The sequence below is a fragment of the Akkermansia sp. N21116 genome (assembly GCF_029854705.2).
Taxonomy (GTDB): Bacteria; Verrucomicrobiota; Verrucomicrobiia; order Verrucomicrobiales; family Akkermansiaceae; genus Akkermansia.
Genome location: NZ_CP139035.1, coordinates 2,149,594 through 2,167,866 on the forward strand (window position 1 = coordinate 2,149,594; position 18,273 = coordinate 2,167,866).

General features: G+C 54.2%; 14 protein-coding genes. 9 read left to right on the forward strand and 5 right to left on the reverse strand.

The window, feature by feature from the left end; all coding sequences use genetic code 11:
- Positions 1-10: 10 nt before the first annotated feature.
- Genes QET93_RS08350 through QET93_RS08375 form a run of 6 tightly spaced genes read left to right on the forward strand, consistent with a single transcriptional unit; the run spans position 11 to position 4,053 of the window.
- A complete protein-coding gene (locus QET93_RS08350; RefSeq protein WP_280125695.1) occupies positions 11-289 on the forward strand; it encodes a hypothetical protein in 279 nt (92 codons plus the stop codon).
- Positions 286-723 carry a hypothetical protein gene (locus tag QET93_RS08355; RefSeq protein ID WP_280131563.1) on the forward strand — a complete coding sequence of 146 codons (438 nt, stop codon included), beginning with the start codon at positions 286-288 and terminating at the stop codon, positions 721-723. Before QET93_RS08350 ends, QET93_RS08355 begins: the two co-directional genes overlap by 4 nt.
- Before the next feature lie 33 nt (positions 724-756).
- Complete coding sequence (locus QET93_RS08360; protein WP_280125697.1) at positions 757-963, forward strand: hypothetical protein; 207 nt, start codon at positions 757-759, stop codon at positions 961-963.
- A 33-nt stretch (positions 964-996) separates the two neighbouring features.
- On the forward strand, positions 997-2,706 hold the full coding sequence (locus tag QET93_RS08365; protein WP_280131562.1) for a portal protein: 1,710 nt from the start codon (positions 997-999) through the stop codon (positions 2,704-2,706).
- Positions 2,703-3,059 (forward strand): hypothetical protein, encoded by a 357-nt coding sequence (locus QET93_RS08370; RefSeq protein ID WP_280131561.1) that lies wholly within the window; start codon positions 2,703-2,705, stop codon positions 3,057-3,059. Before QET93_RS08365 ends, QET93_RS08370 begins: the two co-directional genes overlap by 4 nt.
- Before the next feature lie 25 nt (positions 3,060-3,084).
- Entirely contained in the window at positions 3,085-4,053 is a 969-nt protein-coding gene (locus QET93_RS08375; protein WP_280131560.1) for a hypothetical protein, read from the forward strand.
- Between the two features lie 73 nt (positions 4,054-4,126).
- Here the strand turns inward: QET93_RS08375 and QET93_RS08380 are convergent, their stop codons facing one another.
- The 3 genes from QET93_RS08380 to QET93_RS08390 all read right to left on the reverse strand — a co-directional run bounded on the left by QET93_RS08380 (position 4,127) and on the right by QET93_RS08390 (position 6,612).
- Positions 4,127-4,903 (reverse strand): ParA family protein, encoded by a 777-nt coding sequence (locus QET93_RS08380; RefSeq protein ID WP_280125701.1) that lies wholly within the window; start codon positions 4,901-4,903, stop codon positions 4,127-4,129.
- Positions 4,904-5,007: 104 nt separating this feature from the next.
- Entirely contained in the window at positions 5,008-6,219 is a 1,212-nt protein-coding gene (gene trpB / locus QET93_RS08385; RefSeq protein WP_345783049.1) for a tryptophan synthase subunit beta, read from the reverse strand.
- A 162-nt stretch (positions 6,220-6,381) separates the two neighbouring features.
- The gene (locus QET93_RS08390) at positions 6,382-6,612 is read right to left on the reverse strand and encodes an RNA-binding protein (RefSeq protein WP_280125703.1); all 231 of its coding nucleotides are present in this window, start codon (positions 6,610-6,612) and stop codon (positions 6,382-6,384) included.
- Between the two features lie 159 nt (positions 6,613-6,771).
- On the opposite strand from QET93_RS08390, the gene QET93_RS08395 reads away from it, so the two are divergent.
- From QET93_RS08395 to uvrA, 3 genes are all read left to right on the forward strand, one after another.
- Complete coding sequence (locus QET93_RS08395; RefSeq protein ID WP_280125704.1) at positions 6,772-7,023, forward strand: hypothetical protein; 252 nt, start codon at positions 6,772-6,774, stop codon at positions 7,021-7,023.
- Positions 7,024-7,029: 6 nt separating this feature from the next.
- The gene (locus QET93_RS08400; protein ID WP_280131559.1) at positions 7,030-7,254 is read left to right on the forward strand and encodes a hypothetical protein; all 225 of its coding nucleotides are present in this window, start codon (positions 7,030-7,032) and stop codon (positions 7,252-7,254) included.
- Between the two features lie 298 nt (positions 7,255-7,552).
- A complete protein-coding gene (uvrA, locus tag QET93_RS08405) occupies positions 7,553-13,102 on the forward strand; it encodes an excinuclease ABC subunit UvrA (protein WP_280131558.1) in 5,550 nt (1,849 codons plus the stop codon).
- Positions 13,103-13,204: 102 nt separating this feature from the next.
- Here the strand turns inward: uvrA and QET93_RS08410 are convergent, their stop codons facing one another.
- Together QET93_RS08410 and QET93_RS08415 are read right to left on the reverse strand one after the other, a co-directional pair.
- Positions 13,205-16,468 (reverse strand): FG-GAP-like repeat-containing protein, encoded by a 3,264-nt coding sequence (locus QET93_RS08410; RefSeq protein ID WP_280131557.1) that lies wholly within the window; start codon positions 16,466-16,468, stop codon positions 13,205-13,207.
- A 51-nt stretch (positions 16,469-16,519) separates the two neighbouring features.
- Positions 16,520-18,115 carry a GDSL-type esterase/lipase family protein gene (locus tag QET93_RS08415; protein ID WP_280131556.1) on the reverse strand — a complete coding sequence of 532 codons (1,596 nt, stop codon included), beginning with the start codon at positions 18,113-18,115 and terminating at the stop codon, positions 16,520-16,522.
- Positions 18,116-18,273: the final 158 nt, after the last annotated feature.

Sequence of the window (18,273 nt, forward strand, 5' to 3'; positions counted from 1 at the left end):
TGTTCAACGCATGAGCGAGAAATTGCCAAAACAGAAGATAAGATCCCGGAAGCAATCCCGCTTGATCCGGGAGAATGTACGTGTCGGAGAGACCTACCGTGCAACGGTGCTTTCTGGAGGTTGCCTGGAAGTAAAAGCCGGAAAAACGTCCGGGATTTGCTATGGGGTGGTCGTTGGGAAGACGAGTATTGTTTTCCGGGCCGTATCGCCCGTGCTGCAAATGGAGTGGTTGGGGAAGTCCGTTGGCAGACAGGAAGTTGTCATGATGGATAATCCTTATCTGGTATGAACGAAGAGTATTTCCAACCTCGCCCGGAAGACTGGGCGGATGCCCGGGAGATGACCAGGAGTTACTATGCATGGGCAGGCCGTTCTGCGGAGAAGGATTTCTTGCTTCACTTGGAGCGAGGAGTTCTGGTGAATGAGAGCGGACTTGTCCTGATGGCTCGTCCCGTGTTTTCCCGGGACTTCCGTGCTCATATCATCAACCCCGAATACAGTTATGATGAAAAAGGATGCGATGCCTGGTTCATCCACTTCATGGCGGGGAATCCTCTTCTGGTCCCCCGGTTTGTGCCGGATTACGCAAGGTTTCCTCTGGCTGGATTCATCCGGGGCGGGCGATTGCGGAACCGTCCTGCATTTTATCCGGTGGAACGGACTCTGAGGCTTGCCTGCCAAGGAAGAAGCATCTGCCATGACAACAACGATTCCAACCAATAATAACAAAAGAAAGAACAACACGATATGGGATTCATGAAAACACCATCCATACCTGTAGCCCCGACTCCTGCCCCCCCCGTGCAGAAGGAAGAGGTGCTGCAGGATACCGCCGGGGATTACAACGCGAGAGTCAGAAGGCGGAAAACGCTTCTCTCTACCGTGATGCATGACCGGGGAGAAGCCGAGGCCAGCCTTCGGGAGCTTTCTTCTCCCGGAGAATTAAGGAAAACACTCGGGTGACGATTTTTCGTCGCTCTATCGACAACTACGATTATGGTTCAATCCAATCAATTGGAATCCACCTTGGCTGCCTTCTCTTCTCTGAAGACAGCCCGCGCTCCCTGGGAGCCTTGGTGGGATGCCCTGCGGGAGTATGTCCTGCCCCGCAGGGTCTCGGAGGAGGAAGAATCTTCCTTTCCCGGCGGCACTGCCGGAGAACACCTCTACGACACGACAGCTGTGGAGGCATGCCAGAAGCTGGCTAGCGGGCATATGAGTTACATTACCCCGAGTCATGAAGTCTGGTTCAAATGGGCCGCTCCCGACGGTATTGGCGGGGATGAGGCGGAAAGCTGGTACAACGAATGTTCGGAAATTGCACTCAAGGAATTATCGGTTTCCAATTTTTATACGGAAATCCACGAATGTTTTCTTGACCGCGTCGCTTTCGGTACGGGGAGTTTGTACTCCGGTGTGAGTTCTACGGGGGCTTTGATGTTCACCCACATTCCCTGCGGCAGATTTTGCTGTGCAGAAAATGAAGAAGGAAAGGTGGATACGTACTTCCGCGAGTTTTCGTTGAGCGCCTACCAGGCGGAACGGATGTTCGGACGGAGGAACCTCGGCCCCAAAGCCCGCAAAATCATTGAAGAAGGCAATGACCTCCATACCGCCGTTTTGCGCTTCCTGCATGCCGTCCGTCCCAGAGTGTCCAGAAACAGGAAACGGGAGGATGCCCTCAATATGCCGTACGAAAGCCTTTATATTTCCCTTGATGACCGTACGCTGACGGAAGAGGGAGGATATCGGGAGTTTCCATACCTGGTAAGCCGGTTCTTGAAATGGGGGGATACCCCTTATGGACTGGCTCCGGGGAGGCTTGTTTTTCCGGAAATTCGGCAAGCTCAATTTCTCAACAGGATACTTGATACACTCGGTGAAGTGGCCGCCTTCCCCCGTATTCTGGAACTTGCTAACCAAATCGGCGAGGTCGACATGCGTGCCGGAGGCCGCACGGTCATTACTCCCGAAGCCGCTTCATTGCATCTGCCGAAGGAGTGGGCTACTCAGGGAAGATATGACATCGGCATGGATCGCCTGGACAAGAAACAGGATGCCATCCGTAGAGCTTTCTACCTTCCTATGCTGGAGTTGTGGGGTAGCCGGGCCGGATCAATGACAGCGACGGAGGTGATGGCCCGGGAAAACGAACGAGTTCTGATGTTTTCTCCGTCTTTTACATTGTTTGTCAGCGACCTGTACCCGATCATGTGTCGCATTTTCGCACTTCTTTTCCGGCAGGGAAAATTTCCCCGGCCACCCGAGGCTGTGATGAAGAAGGGAGCAGACGGACTTCTGGGTATCGGCGAACCGCGTGTCGTGTACCAGTCTCGGATTGCTCTGGTGTTGCGCCGTATCCAGAGCGAAGGAATCGACAGGAGCCTTCAGCGCCTGGGAATGATGAGCTCCTATTCTCCCGGTTTGCTGGACCATGTGGACTGGGATGCCTGTTTCCGTATGGCGTGCCGGTTTGACGGGGCGCCGGAGAAAATGCTGAAGAGTATGAAAGAGGTGCGGAAAATTCGCCGGGAACGAGAAGAAGAATCGCGCCAGACAGTGGCCGGACAAAACGGCGAATCTACCCAGATGCAGCAGGATGAAAGCGGGAATAGTGAAGCACTGGCCTCTCTCCTGGCCGAATTGACCGGACAGAGCGCATCTCCGTCCGTGTCTTCAATACCGGAAGGAGGCATGATGCCATGAATGAATATCCTGTACCGTATCGTACGGAGGGAAACGGAAAGGAAGGGATTCTGGAAGAATGCCTGTTCCTGCAAAAAAGCCGCCGCCGGCAGCTTTTACGTGTGCTGGGTTCCGAAGAAGGAGGGGAAGTACTGAAGGAACTGGAAAGACATTTCGAGGTTCATTTGCCCGTCTTTCAAGGGCAATCCGGCTCATTCGATCCTCTGGATGCCATGCGGCGTGATGCGTACCGGGAGGTCTTCCTCTATGTACGGCATCAATTGAATCTTGCCCGGAGGGAGAGGGAAAGCGTTCCTGAACCTTTGGAGGAAGAAATGGAAACGGAGGCCGGATTCCGGACTCCTGAACAATAAGCAACAATAATAATAATCAAATCATATGGAACAACAAAACCAAGATAAGGAACAACTCAGGAAAACCCTCCTGCAAGATGCCGCTGCAGCTCCCGAAGCTGAACAGCAGCCCGGGCTCGCATCTGCCGGAGAGGAAACGAATAACATGCCGGATTCTCCCGCCAGGGAGACCTCTGCGGATGTATCACCGGAAAATTCTTCGGATATTCCGTTCCCGGTCGTAGACGGCATTGTTACTCCGGACGGAAATTTCGTACCGGAATGGTATAAGAAATTCGAGGAGCTCAAGGATGTCGAGAAATCGCTGACTAAATTCCGTTCCCCGGCAGCTTTGGCTAAAAGCTATGCAGCCATGGAGAAGATGCGGAATTATCCCGGACATGATCAAAAAGACAGGATGGTGACCTTTCGCCGTATGGTGGGGTTGCCCGATACGTGCGAGGAATTTTCCTTGGAGTGTCCGGAAGGCATCTCTCCGGAGGAATGGAACACAGAGATGGCCCGTGACATGGCCGGCATTGCCTACGAGTACGGCGTGCCTCCACAGGCTATGGCTGCCCTTAGCCAGAGATATGCCGTGGAATACCAGAAGGCTGCTGCCGATGCTCAGGCCCGGCTGGAAGAACAGATGAACATTGCGGAACAATCTCTCCAGCAGGAGTGGGGAGGGTCCTATGAACGCAATATGAGGCAGGCGGCCACGATGGTGGAGAGACTGTCGGAACGCGCAGGCATTGATGCTTCCGAATTGATGGAGAATCCTTCTTTCGGCGGCAATCCCGAGTTCATCCGCCTGATGAGGGAGGTTGCTCTCATGGTTGGAGAATCTCCCTTGAAGGGAGAAAGTACTCCGACACCGGATTCCTCCAATGAGGCCAGGCGTATTGAGTCGGATCCCGCGCATCCACTTCACGATGCCTACATGAACGTCAACCACCCCAATCACAAGTTTGCTAACGAAACCTATGATCGCATGATCTTTGGTAGGAGGTAAGTTATTAAGGAGCAATAAAACACCACAGTTGAATTTTAAAATTCAACTGTGGTGTTTGTTTTCACTGGAAGGTTTATTTATGCTTTTTATGTCGCTTGACGAAAAGTTTGGCGGCAGCCATGTAAGCTTGGGAAGCGATACCGGCAGGGTCGTGTTCAAAGATGGTTCTGCCAAAGCTCGGGGCTTCGCCGAGGCGGATAGAACGAGGGATGACAGTGGAGTAGAGGGTGTCGGGCAGGTACTGCTGGACTTGCTCGACGACTTGTCTGGAAAGGTTGGTGCGACCATCGTACATGGTCATCAGCACTCCTTCATGCCGTAGGGTCGGATTGACGCCGGAAAGGCATATTTGTGAGATGACATGCAGGATTTTGGCAAGTCCTTCCAAGCCGAACCACTCGCATTGAAGGGGGGTAAGGACTTCATCGCAGGCGGCGAGGGATGAGGTCATCAGGACGCCGAGGGAAGGAGGTGTGTCGAGAATGCAGAAGTCGTAATTGTCTGCATCACGGAGAGGTTGGAGAGTTTCCCTGAGGCGGACGAGGTGGTTGCCCGACTGGGCAAGTTCGATTTCCACTCCTGCCAGATCCATGTTGGCCGGGATGAGTGACAAGTTTTTACGTCCGGTTTCGAGGATACATTCTTCAATGGACTGGGAACCGATCAGGGCCGGGTAAAGGCTGGTGCCTTCGGGGGCATCTATACCGAGTCCGCTGGTAGCGTTGGCCTGCGGGTCAAGATCGATAAGCAGGATCTTCTTTTTCAACTGGGCAAGGGCTGCGGCCAGATTGATGGCTGTCGTTGTTTTTCCGACCCCGCCTTTCTGGTTGGCAATGGCGATGACGTTCATAGTGGTGTGATGGGGAGGGTGGAGAGACTGAGCGCCGGACGGTTGTTGGGGGCAACAGAACCATCCGGCGCTCGGGATGTGGATAACTGGACTGGCCGGATGTTTTAACGGTCGTCTCCGTAGCCGTAGTGTTCAGCGACGTAATCGACGTCTTTGTCTCCGCGCCCTGAACAGTTGATCAGGATGGCTCCGGACTTCATGGTTTTGGCGAGTTTCATACCGTAGGCAACGGCATGTGAACTTTCCAAGGCCGGGATGATCCCTTCATAGCGGGAGAGTTTGAAGAAGGCGTCGATGGCTTCATCATCCGTGACTGTATCATAGGTGACACGACCGATGTCGTGCAGGTAGGCATGTTCGGGGCCGACGGACGGATAGTCCAAGCCGCTGGCGACGGAATGGACGGGGGCCGGATTTCCTTCTTCGTCCTGAAGCATGATGCTTTCGAATCCGTGCAGGATGCCTTTTTTCCCGTAGGTGATTGATGCGGAGTGGTCGCCGAGTTTCGGGCCTTTGCCGAGAGGTTCGACACCGTAGATGTCGACGGGATCACCAAGGAAGGCGGTGAAGAAGCCCATGGAATTGCTGCCGCCGCCGACGCAGGCGCAGATGGCGTCCGGAAGGAGTCCGGTCATTTCCAGGAATTGTTCACGTGCTTCAACGCCGACGCACATCTGGAAATCTCGGACCATGAGAGGGAAGGGATGAGGGCCTACGACGGAGCCGATGCAGTAGATGGAATCCTTGTAGCTTTCAAGGTAGGAACGAAAGGCGGAGTCCACTGCTTCCTTAAGTGTCGCATTGCCTTCCGTGACGGGGATGACTTTGGCACCGAGGATTTTCATACGGGTGACGTTGGGCGCTTGTTTGGCGATGTCGACGGCTCCCATGTGTACTTCACATTCCAATCCGAAGAAGGCGGCAGCTGTTGCCAGGGCAACGCCGTGTTGCCCGGCTCCCGTTTCGGCAATAAGTTTCTTTTTTCCCATGTATTTGGCCAGAAGTCCTTCTCCCATGCAGTGGTTAAGCTTGTGAGCGCCCGTGTGGTTGAGGTCCTCGCGCTTGAGGTAGAGCTGGCACGTACCCAGCAGGCGGGAGAGGCGTTCGCAATGGTAGACCGGCGTAGGACGTCCCTGGAACTGGCGCCGGATGCGGCGCAGTTCGTTGATGAATTGGGCGGAATGGCAGATGGCTTGGTAGGCCTCCGCAATTTCCTGAAAGGCGGGAAGGAGTTCCGGTGGGAGGTACATGCCTCCGTATTCGCCAAAATAGCCGTTTTCGTCAGGGAAGTTGCGCAGGTAGGTATTGAGATTGATGTCCATGTCGTATGTTATTGAAAATGGTGCGGAAGTCGGGAAAGAAACTCGGAGACGGGATGACAGAGCATTCCGCGTCAATGATGAATCGGAACGGGAACCCCATCTTCAAAAAAGGGAGACTGAAACAGTCTCCCTTGATGAAGGTTTGGGATGATGCATTTATTCTTCCTCTTCTCTTTCCTGAGAGGAAGAAGAAACGGATTTGCGTATATCCTGCAATGCTGCGATGAAGTCATCCAGAATTTCGGCGGGAACCATAATGCGGTCCCGGTTGGAACTGACCTTTTCAGTAATGCGGATTACCTGTCCTCTGGAATTCTGCTTGAGATCCAAAAAGAAAGTTTTGCGATCGGCTATGATTTTTTCAGTACAAATAATATCGTCCTCCACGGTCGTTTAACGAGCCTCCGGTTTGGTTAGGATTTCTGTATAAACCCGAAGCCCCCGCCGGGTCAAATCAATTTTCCTGCAGGCTGTGTCACGGTTTCGACGTGATGAAAACCTTTTGGACGGGATGACGGAGAAGGGGGGCCTTCTTACCGTGGCGTCATGTCTGACCTGACACAACAACAAAAGGAAAAAGTGCGGGAATACCGTGAACAGGCAGAACGGAAGTTGGCAGACCGCGGGATGAAACCCGTGTGGGCCAGGATTCTGTCCTACCTGATAGCGGCTTTGCTTGCCGGGGCCATAGGCTGGCTGTCCGGCTGCAGCGGATCGTTGACGTGGGATTTCCCAAGCGACGATGGATTGCCGTACGATGGAAAAACAAGACAACAACCGGTTGCGGAGGAGGCTTGAGAAGGTATGTGCGAATACTTGAAAAGTCTTTCCACCGGACAGCTGGCCAAAATGGGCGTCGGTGCCGTGTTTGCCGTCGCGTTCGGGGTCGTGTACCACGATTACCGGACATTGGCGGAGAAACATGCCGAGGTCTTGCGCGAAGCTTCTGTTTCCATTTCGGAGATGGCGCTGAGTATCAGGGATTTGGCCAATCGGGTCGATAAACTCGAAGGAAGGAGGGATTATTAGTGTAATTTGATGTAAAATTGTATGACAAAAAGCTAATCAAAAAAATGAACACAGGAATGTTTCCTGTTGTCTTACCCACATAAGCAACATGGTTTCCAAATGAAGGAGAGAGCATTTGGGGACCCTCACTAGAGAAAGTGTTGGTTTCATAGGTAGTAGTAAACGGATAACGCCTGTATGCTTGATGGCATGCGGGCGTTTATTCTTGTGGTCGTTGATGAAGTCAAAAACACGTCCTGTTTTTAACATGACTTCCAGAGAACTGGAATGATTCCTGGGAAAGTGCTAGCTTGCGCTCATGAGCAGTGACCGCAGGTCCATTTCGATTCGTGGAGCCCGAGAGCATAATTTAAAGAATGTTGATGTAGATATTCCTCTGGGGGCGTTAACTGTGGTAACGGGGCCGTCGGGATCCGGAAAAACGAGTCTGGCGATGCATACTTTGTATGCCGAGGGGCAACGGCGTTATATGGAAACGTTTTCCCCCTATGTCCGGCAGTTCATGGACAGGATGAAGAAGCCCGATGTGGACTCCGTTGGCAATATCCTCCCGGCAATTGCCTTGCATCAGCGCAATTCAATCCGCACGTCGCGCTCGACTGTGGGTACGATGACGGGACTGCATGAGTACTGGAAGTTCATTTTTTCCCGCCTGGCCGTAGGGCATGACCCGGAGACGGGGAGGGAGGTTCATCCGATGACGCCGGCCGAGATTTGTGACAAGGCTTTTGCCTCATGGCCGGAGGGGTGCAATCTTCTTGTGGCTTTTTGCGTTCGCAGGCCGGAAGGCATGGATGACGAAGCCATGCGCCGCGATTTGTCCGCGCAGGGATATGTGCGGGTTCTGGCAGCCGGAAAGCCGGAACGCTTGGAGGAGGATTCTCCTGCCGGCTTGGCGAGCGGAATTGCTTCTGCTGATGCCGAGGACGGCGTGGTGGTTATTCAGGACCGTATCCGCCTGGTGGAAGACTCCCGAAAACGCCTGATGGAGGCCGTGGACGCGGCGATGAATCTGGGAGGAAATGTCGTGTGGCTGATTCCCTCCACGGATGGAGCGGAGTGGGGGGATCCGGTGTCTTTCCGCGGTGACTGGTTCCCGCTGATGGAACCCGTGCCGGGGTTGTTTTCATCCAATTCTCCCCTGGGGGCCTGTCCGGCATGCAAAGGCTATGGACGCATTATTTCCATTGATTATTCACGGGCTATAGACCCGGCTCGCAGCCTGAAGGACGGCGCCCTGCACATTTTTGAATCAGGGCGCGTGGCCGAATGCAAAAAGGATCTGATGCGTGCGGTCAAACGCGTGGGCGGCATTCGAACGAATGTCCCGTGGAACAAGCTGACGGACAGGGAACGCAGCTGGGTGATGGAGGGAGAAACTCCCGATTGGAGGGCTGCGTGGGAAGAGGACAAGTGGTATGGCCTGGTCGGTTTCTTTAAGGCTTTGGAGTCCCAGACGCACAAGATGATGATTCGTGTCTGGCTGAGTAAATTCCGTGAATATTCGACTTGTCCGGAATGTTGCGGCAGGCGTCTGCGAAAGGAATCCATGTGTTTTACAATCGACGGAAAAACGCTGCCGGATCTTCACGGAATGCCTATGGACGAATTGCTCGCATGGGTGGATGATCACATTGTACCTCATGCCGGCAATGATTCGTCATTAAAAAACGCGGTTGCTGAATTGCGTTCTCGCATTGCGTATTTGAACGAGGTCGGACTTGGATATATCACGTCCGACCGCACGACACGTACCTTGTCCGGCGGGGAAATCGAACGCGTAAGCTTGACGACTTGCCTGGGGGCCTCTTTGACGGATACCCTGTTCGTGTTGGACGAGCCGACCGTCGGCTTGCATCCTCGCGACACGGGACGCCTGGTGGATGCCATGCGGCGTCTTCGTCACCGGGGCAATACGCTGGTAGTGGTGGAGCATGAGGAATCCGTTATGCGAGCTGCCGATTACCTGATCGATATGGGACCGGGTTCCGGAGCAGCGGGCGGGAAACTCGTATACTCCGGAGAACCGGAGGGAATTTCCGGTATCGATGAGTCCGTGACTGGTGCCTATCTGAGCGGAAGACAAAGTATTCCCATTCCGGAAAAACGCCTTAAGTCTGCCCGCTGGCTCCGTATTCGCGGAGCGTCATGCAACAATTTGAACGGCTTGGACGTGGATGTTCCCCTGGGGGTATACACCTGCCTGACGGGCGTGAGCGGTTCCGGTAAAAGTACACTGGCTCACGATGTCATTTATCTGAACAATTGCCGCTATCGCGGCGAATCGACGGAAGAACGTCCGGGCTGTGTGCGAGGCATTGACGGTTGGCAGCATCTTTCCCAGGCGGTCATGGTTGACCAGAGTCCGCTGATTCGTACGCCCCGTTCGACTCCTGCCGTGTACGCGGGTATTTTCGAAGATGTCCGCGCTTTGTTTGCCAAAACGGAAGCGGCCAGATCCCGAGGCCTGACAAACGGTTTTTTTTCCTTTAACCATGGGGATGGAAGATGTCCCCGGTGTGCCGGTATGGGGAGCGAAAAGGTGGAAATGCAGTTTTTGTCGGACATTTTCGTCCCGTGTCCTCTTTGCGACGGTACCCGGTATGGGCAGGAGGCTCTGTCCATCTACATCCGAGGCAAGAACGTGTCTGACGTGCTGCAGATGACCGTCCGGCAGGCGATGGAATTTTTTGCATGCGAACACTCGGCACAAGGCAGGCGCATCATGTCCAAACTCGACCTTCTGGTGCATGTCGGCCTGGGACATATTGTTCTTGGGCAGTCACTCAATACTCTGTCCGGAGGGGAAAACCAGCGGTTGAAGCTGGCCAAGATCCTGCTGGACGAAGATAAGAACAGCAAGGACGGCAAGGGAAAGGGTAAACTTCTGATTCTGGACGAACCGGGAACGGGGCTTCATTTCTCGGATCTTGACGTATTGCTGAAACTGTTCCGCCGCTTGACGGAATCCGGACATTCGGTACTGGTCATCGAGCACAATATGGAACTGGTCAAGGCCGCGGACTATGTGATCGACCTTGGCCCGGAAGGCGGCGTAGGGGGAGGCCGTGTCGTGAGTGTCGGTACTCCGGAGGAAATCGTTGCCGCGCAGCAGGGATTTACTTGGAAATTCCTAGGAGATGCCTTGGAAGGAAGACCCGCCGAGTTCCCGGACAACAGTGAACCGGGGGAAGTAGACGACATTCCCGAAGGTGTTCTGGCCTTGCGAGGAGCCCGTCATCACAACCTCAAAAACGTGGATCTTGATGTCGTGCGCGGCGATATGACCGTGTTGACTGGCCTGTCGGGTTCCGGAAAGAGTTCCCTGGCCTTCGACATCTTTTTTGCCGAAGGACAGAGGCGTTTCATGGATGTCATGTCTCCTTACGCCCGTCAGTTCACCGAACAGATGGAAAGCCCGGATATCGACCGTCTGACAGGACTGCCTCCGACTGTCGCCATTGAGCAGAATGTATCGCGCGGAGGAACCAAGTCCACGGTAGGAACGGTGACGGAAATCTGGCAGTTCCTGCGCCTCCTGTACGCCAAACTGGGAGTATGCTACTGCCCGAAATGCCAGGTGGAAGTCGGGCGGCGTTCCGATGGGGAGGTTGTCGAACTGGTTTCCCGCCTGTTGACGGAACATGGCAGAGTCGCCTTGGCGGCTCCCGTCGTTCGTGGTCGCAAAGGGCATTACAATGATTTGGCAAAATGGGCGGCAGGCAAGGGTTACAAGGCTTTCTGGATTGACGGTGCCTGGGTGGATATGGACAACTTTGTGCCTCTGGACCGCTACTCCAACCACGATGTCGATCTTGTCACGGGACAGCCCGACCGGACAACATCTCCGCAGGAACTGGCGGATATGGTGGCTCAAGCTCTGGAGCTGGGCGAGGGATTCCTCCATGTGGTAACGGGTAAATCCTCCCGGAAAAATCCACCTTTGCTCCTGGGGACCAGGCTGGCTTGCCCTCAGTGCGGAGAGTCTTTCCCGGAACCGGAACCTTCGACATTTTCCTTCAACTCTCCCAGAGGGTGGTGTCCGTCCTGCCGCGGTCACGGCTTTGTGGCCGGTGTTCGCATGAAAGAAGAAGGGGCGGAGTCTCTGACTGAAGCGGAGTTGCGCTACGACCGCGATGTCGAGCGCAGCCTTGGGGATGAAGACTCCTCCCTGCGTGTCTGCCCGGATTGCAGAGGCGAACGTCTGAATGCCTTTGCCCGCAATGTACGCTTGCAGGGGATGCGGCCTGGGGAATTGTCCGCATTGTCCGCCGTGGATGCCGCCCGGCTTGTCTCATCGTGGCATTTTGACGGGCGTGAGGCTGTCATTGCTCGGGATTCCCTGGCGGAAATCATCCAGAGACTCGAATTTCTGGATCGCGTCGGTCTTGGCTATCTGTCTCTGGACCGCAGCGCGACGACGCTATCCGGCGGAGAAACCCAGCGCATTCGCCTGGCGGCTCAGCTCGGTTCCCACTTGCGTGGCATCCTTTACGTATTGGATGAACCGACGATTGGCCTGCACCCTCGCGACAACGACCGCTTGCTGGGAACTCTGGATGAATTGAAGCAGCGCGGCAACACTCTTCTCATTGTCGAACACGACGAGGAAACGATGCGGCGCGCCGATCACATTGTCGACCTGGGACCCGGAGCCGGCATCCATGGCGGCCGAATCATGGCCCAAGGCTCGTTTGCAGAAATTGCCGCTATGCCGGAATCCGTGACAGGCTTGGCTTTCCGGGAACGGCCTAAACATCCCTACCGCGGCCGACGCAGGAAAATTCCGGCAGCCACGGACAAAACCGGATGGTTGTCCATTGAAGGTTGCCGAGTCCATAATCTCAATGATATCCACGCCAGGATACCGATCGGTCTTCTGACGGTCATTACCGGCGTCTCCGGTGCCGGAAAGACATCCTTGATGAACGATACCGTATACTGGGCGGCCCGTAGCGCTCTCGGAGAAAAGCTTGACCGTGAACGGCGTTCCGGCTGGGATACTGCCATGGGGTTCGGTTGCTTCCGGGCCGTGTACCAGGTAGATCAGTCTCCTATCGGCAAGACGCCGCGTTCGACACCGGCAACGTATGTCGGGTTCATGGATGACATTCGTACCCTCTTTGCCCAGACGGAGGATGCCAGGCGACTCGGTTTCGACAAAGGGCGCTTCTCCTTCAATACATCCCGCGGCGCCTGTGAATCGTGCAAGGGAACGGGCATGCAGAAACTGGAAATGGACTTTCTGCCTCCGTGTTATGTGAAGTGTCCCTCCTGCAATGGGAAACGCTACAATGACGCCACTCTGGCCGTCCGCTATAAAGGGAAGACCATTTCCGACGTGTTGGAAATGAATTTCGAGGAAGCCGCCGAATTCTTCGAATCCCAGCCGCGTATCGGCGCTCCTCTGCAATTGCTGGTGGATACCGGGTTGGGCTATCTGACTCTGGGACAGGCGTCCAACACCTTGTCCGGGGGCGAATCCCAACGCTTGAAACTGGTGGCTGAATTGATCAAGGGACTATTGATTTCCCGGCGAGCGACGTTGAAGGGCAGGGAATTGCCGAAAGACCTCTACCTCATCGAAGAACCTTCCATCGGGCTCCACCCCCACGACGTACGCCGTCTCATCGACGTCCTGCACCGCCTTGTGGATCAAGGCAACACCGTCGTCGTCATCGAACACAACACTGAAATCATGGCGGAAGCCGACTACATCATCGACATGGGCCCCGGACCGGGTGATGAAGGAGGCTCTATCGTAGCGGCAGGAACGCCGGAACGCATTGCCGGAGGTAAGTCACCTACGGCTCGCTACATTGCGGAGGAGTTGAAGGAGAAGGAGTAACGAAACGTTTTTCTGCAAGGCGAAAAAATGCCCTCCCGGGTTTTATCCGGGAGGGGGTGTTAAGCAAGAAGAGGAGAGAGTAAATATCGGCAGGGGACTGTTCTATTCCGTCGTCGTTTGGGCCATTTCCTTCATAAAGGGATGGTTTTTGATCGCGATGACTTTGCCTCGATCGTCTACATCGAATTCGTAGACGTGCGGGCCGACCGAGATTTTGGTGATGTAACCATTGTCATTGCGTTCCAGCCAGGAGTGTTGGACGTTGAATTGGACCCTGTTGGGGTTCTGGGTTACGGTGAATGAGTACATGGGAACCTTGTTAAGTCCGGCTGACAGGAAGTCCAGGAAGAGTACGACCTCGTTGATGTTGGCTTTGTAACCTCTGTTGTAGCGGTCAATGGCTCCCACGAGGCGGGCTTCCGAACCGGCCCAATTGTGGTTGGCCTGCGTTGCGAGGGTTTCCTGCTTGGCGGCGAGGAACCATCCTATGTTGCCGCGCATGAAGGTGAGATCCTTGTACGGGCATGCGTGCCAATAATTGTCCCAGGCCTGGTTCCAGGGGGTGATTCCGTCCCAGAGGTTTTTCTCTTTGAAACGTTCCCGGGTTTTTTCCTGATCGATCCAACCGTCTTCTCCGGGGACGACGACTTCCGTTTCCCCTCCGTTGTTGGCGGCATAGATGAGCATCTCATTCCATCGCTTGGCAAGATCCTTGTTTTTGCGTCCATAGACGTAAGCATCCAGGGAATGGCAGATTTCATGTCCCATGACGAACGTGAAGTAGTCTCCGGTGGCTGCGCCTTTACCGAGATATTTTTCGGCAGCTTCCTTGAGGTCTCCGGCGCTTTCACAGGCAGGGCCGCCAACGTCGTTTCCGAACGTATTCTTATTGGATTTGAAGACATAGGCCATGGCTTCGCGGCCGTCGCCCATGTTTTGGTCAATGGAGATGTGGTCGTCCGGGAAGAGGACACGCGGGTGGTATTTCAGGAAATCCCTGATAGCAAGGAGTTGGCCTTCCGTACATTTGTTGTTGTCAGCCAGGGCGAGGCCGGAGGCGAGATAGCGTTCGCGGTCCAACCCTTGCAGTCCCAGTGTATTGGCGACGTCAATGCGGTGCTCGGCGCTGTCGGGTTTCATGCAATGCAGAGTGACCCAGTTCATGACGAAGATGCCGGGAACATGATGCATGGGACCGAAAGTCGTGTTGCCGTCTTTATCCTTTTTGACCCATGCATCGAGCTTGCCGCGCTTGAGGAAGGGGAATTTGGCGATGTGGTTTTTGAGCATCTGGTAGGCTTTCTCCCGGTATTCGGCGGAGGGGAGGCTGACGGCCCAAGTGATCCATTCGCGACTCAGGTTGCGATATCTGTTAAGCAATTCCTGATTGTTGGCTTCGAGAACTTTGCCGAGATCTTTCTCGTGACCGCGGTAGATTTTTTCAATGGCTGCCAGGTTGCGGGCGGCAGCGTTGACGCTAACTCCGTTGGCCATGGAAAGCATGCCGTCGTTGTAAGCTCCCAATACGATATCGATAATACCGTCCCCGTTAAAATCATCCAATGCTCCGAAGGTGCCGTTCATGGCTCTCAGGACGGTATTGTCTCCTTTTTTGGGGATATTGCCCTTCTCATCTGTCAGGATGAGATTACCTTGGAGATCGGTGTCGAGGATGTTTTTTCCTCCTTTGTTGATCCAGTAGTGAATGGATCCCCAGTTGATCCCGTGAAGGAGGTCGGGTTTACCGTCTCTGTTCAAGTCCGCAAAGTAAGGGGCCAGATTGTATGAGTTGCTGACGATATGTTCCGCTTCGGTTTTCAGTTTGGTTTGTCCGGGCTTACCGACGTTTTTATGGAAGAAGAGTCCGGAACTGCTGTTGCCGACGAGTAGGTCGGGCAGGCCGTCGTTGTCAAAGTCGCCGAATGCGAGTGCATTGGACGGACATTTGAAATCTCCTTCCTGGTCGTTGACAATTGTACCCGTTTTCTGGAAGATGGGGGAATTTCCGGCTGAGGGCTGGAGTTCGTACGTATGCAATGTCCCGTCGTTGGTCCTGACGATGAGAAGAGGGATTTTTTTACGTGGCTGCGGCAGGATGGCGATGGATGCCGCTTCCAGTTCTTTTCCGGAATCGTCCTTGACGACGGAAGGAGCGGAGAATTGCCCCTTCTGATTTTTGTAGGCCCAGATGCGGTTGTTGCCGCAGACGAGCAGGTCGGGTTTGCCGTTGCTGTCCCAATCGAAGGAAACGGGGATGCGTGAACCGGTTTTCCCGGAACCCTCTCCGATGGGCGGGAGATCCCGGAACGAGGTGAATTTGCTGACCGGAGATTTGGGAACGGTTGTTTCGTCGCCAACGTCGATTCGGGTGGTGGAAAATCCGCCTCGGCCGTCTGCAACCGTAACGGAGAAGCTATCCCTGCCTTTAAAATCCGCTCCCGACGTGTAGGTGAAGGTGCCGTCGCCGTTGTATTTGACGGTTCCGAATTTGCCTTGACCGTACCGGGAAACGGAGAGTTTGTCCTGATCCGGGTCGAAGGTGTAGAGATGAAGGATACTGCCCGTCTGGGATGGTTTGCCGCGGGTGACAAGGGCGTCCTGGGGATACGCTTTGGGCGCGTGGTTGTCGAAGAGGACGCCGACGGCGTTGGTGTCGATAGGTTTATCGAAAAGATGGATCTGATCCAGAAGGCCTTTGTAGCCGCCTCCTCCTTGAATGGCGCCGAAACCGGTATATTCTCCCGGGAGAATTCCCGGGGTTCCTGTTCCCTTGCCGCTAGGCTTGCCGTCCAGGAAGATAACGACCTGGCCGCTGTCCGCCTTCCTCATGATCACGATATGGTGCCATTCGTTGTCGTTGACGGGAGCGGATGTTGTGGCAAGAACTTTGCCGTTCTGAACGACGGCCAGTTTGCCTTCAGGTGTGATGATTCCCCACTGCATGCCGGCCACATCTCCGACAATGCCGGGAGGGGAATCGGCGGTGCCTTCTGTATCCGTCTTTATCCAGTAGGAGAGGGTGGCCGAACCTTTTAAGGTATCCAGCGGCTGACGGGACTGGAGGAATTGACCGGGGGAATCGAAACGGATGCCGGAGAATTGCCGTCCGGATGCCCATGATTTTACAGGATCCAGTTTATCGTTGAGAGAGAGTCCGTTGGTTCCTACCGAATCGTCGGCGGTTGTAACCGGTTGAGAAAAGGGGAAGGGCATATTGTGCCAGTCCCTGGCTTCGTCGAAATTCCAATGTGATTTCAGCCCGGTCAGGTCTTCTGCTGCCGCGCCTGTATTGGCCGTGACAAAGCCGAATCCAAGAAGACCGACATGCAGGAGAAATTGTCGGGGATGGAGGTAATGGTGTAACATATTGATAGGCGATTAGGAACGCCTATCAATATGACAAAAATCAAGGCAAGATCAATGTTTTTTTGAATAGATATTCATGATGAAATCGACAATGGGAGCCGGATCTTTCAGGCTGTGAGGGTGGTGTCCGCAGCCCGGTTTGTGGATGACGGTGATGGGGCCTCCGAGTTTTTTGTAACGGGTTTCGACAATTGCCGTATTTTCTTCGACGGGTACGACATCGTCGGCATCGCCTACGACTGCCAGAATCGGAATGCGGGCCTTGGCGAGGACGTTAAGGTTATCGACAGGATTTCCTTTGTAGGCAAGAGCTTCGGCTTCCGTCATGCCGTACACTTCGAGGAGTCTTTTCCAGTCCTCGGGGGAACCGTTGCTTTTTCCTTTGCCGGCAGGCCAACTCTTGAAATCGCAGACCGGAGCGTCTACATACAAGGCCATGACTTGTCCGGGGTGCCTGGATGCCCAGTTGTAGGCAAAGAGGCCGCCGCGGCTGAATCCTTCCAGAACGGTTTTTGGGGAGAGACCGTAGGCTTTCGTGACGGTTTGGTAGTACTCGTCCATGATATCCAGTGCCTTGGGCGCTCCATACATGTTGCTCACATCGATATATCCGACGGCAAATCCCTGTTTCAGAAGAGCTTGGTCGGCTTGCGGTTCATGTCCGAAGAATTCCGTTCTCCAGATCCAGGGCTTTCCTTGAGCCCATTGTTGGGGGAGGACGAGGAGAGCTTGCTTGCCGGCTACTGTAAAGTCGTGGCGAATACCTCCTCCCCAGTTGGAGACGGTGGCTTTGCCGATTACATCCGGAGGAAGCTTGTCAATGGGAATACCTTGCGGAATTCCCGGGCGTTTGTGACCAGCGGCAGACAACCAGGCGAATTTGTAGAGTGCTGCGTTGTCGTACAATTGACGGCGAGCTGGAGCGTCGGGGAAATCCTGGGGCAGAGGAGTATTCCATACCGTCGATAAGCCGTCGATGACGGCATGGGCGATCATTTCATGGCCGCGTTCGGCGGGATGGACTCCATCTCCAGCGTACACGAAGTCTGGATGATCCTGTTTTTCCTGTTCGATATCTTTCTGAAGGGAAGGGCGGATATCGATGATTTTCCAGCCGGATTTTTTCTGATCGACGAGCCATGTACCGAATGTTTCCAGGACATTGTTATAGGAATCGGTATCCGTTTCGGGATGATCGGCCCTGAAAAGGGGTGGTGTGACGAAGATGATCTCTGCCTTGATGGCTTCCGCTTTCTTTTTCAAGAGATTGATTCCTTTTTGGTAGGCTTTGAGACGTTTCTGGTCCAGAGGCATGTAAATTCCGTCGTTCATGCCGTAGCAGGCGATGATGACCGTTGGATGGTAGAGCTTCAAAATATTGTCGAGGCGGTCATGCAGGCAGGGCCGGGGAAAGGCTCCTCCAGCATGTCCCGGCTCCGAGAGTCCGGAAACGGTTTCGCTCGGCAGACAAAAATTGACAATCTCCGCATCGGCGAACCTGGGTGTTTGGCGTAGCGCGTTTTCCACAAGGGCGGGCCATTGTCCGGCATACGGGATGCTATCCCCTAAAAATGCTACTTTTTCACGGGAAAATGCCGGTGTCAGGGCTAATAGTACAATCAATATCAGGGAGTATATTGCTTTCATTGCTTTCCTTTCATCTACGGCTTGACGGGGCGGGATTCAATCAAAAAGTGTATTTCGGACATTATCTCATGAGCTTCCGCTCTTTTTTAATCAGTCTGTTTCTCCAATGGTATATCAATATATGTCTTGTGCTTGAGGCTGATTTCCGTATAATTATT

Coding starts and splice junctions, on each gene's coding strand:
- QET93_RS08350 (WP_280125695.1), top strand. CDS start 11: ATGAGCGAGAAATTGCCAAAACAGAAGATAAGATCCCGGAAGCAATCC.
- QET93_RS08355 (WP_280131563.1), top strand. CDS start 286: ATGAACGAAGAGTATTTCCAACCTCGCCCGGAAGACTGGGCGGATGCC.
- QET93_RS08360 (WP_280125697.1), top strand. CDS start 757: ATGAAAACACCATCCATACCTGTAGCCCCGACTCCTGCCCCCCCCGTG.
- QET93_RS08365 (WP_280131562.1), top strand. CDS start 997: ATGGTTCAATCCAATCAATTGGAATCCACCTTGGCTGCCTTCTCTTCT.
- QET93_RS08370 (WP_280131561.1), top strand. CDS start 2,703: ATGAATGAATATCCTGTACCGTATCGTACGGAGGGAAACGGAAAGGAA.
- QET93_RS08375 (WP_280131560.1), top strand. CDS start 3,085: ATGGAACAACAAAACCAAGATAAGGAACAACTCAGGAAAACCCTCCTG.
- QET93_RS08380 (WP_280125701.1), bottom strand. CDS start 4,903: ATGAACGTCATCGCCATTGCCAACCAGAAAGGCGGGGTCGGAAAAACA.
- QET93_RS08395 (WP_280125704.1), top strand. CDS start 6,772: ATGTCTGACCTGACACAACAACAAAAGGAAAAAGTGCGGGAATACCGT.
- QET93_RS08400 (WP_280131559.1), top strand. CDS start 7,030: ATGTGCGAATACTTGAAAAGTCTTTCCACCGGACAGCTGGCCAAAATG.
- uvrA (WP_280131558.1), top strand. CDS start 7,553: ATGAGCAGTGACCGCAGGTCCATTTCGATTCGTGGAGCCCGAGAGCAT.
- QET93_RS08410 (WP_280131557.1), bottom strand. CDS start 16,468: ATGTTACACCATTACCTCCATCCCCGACAATTTCTCCTGCATGTCGGT.
- QET93_RS08415 (WP_280131556.1), bottom strand. CDS start 18,115: ATGAAAGCAATATACTCCCTGATATTGATTGTACTATTAGCCCTGACA.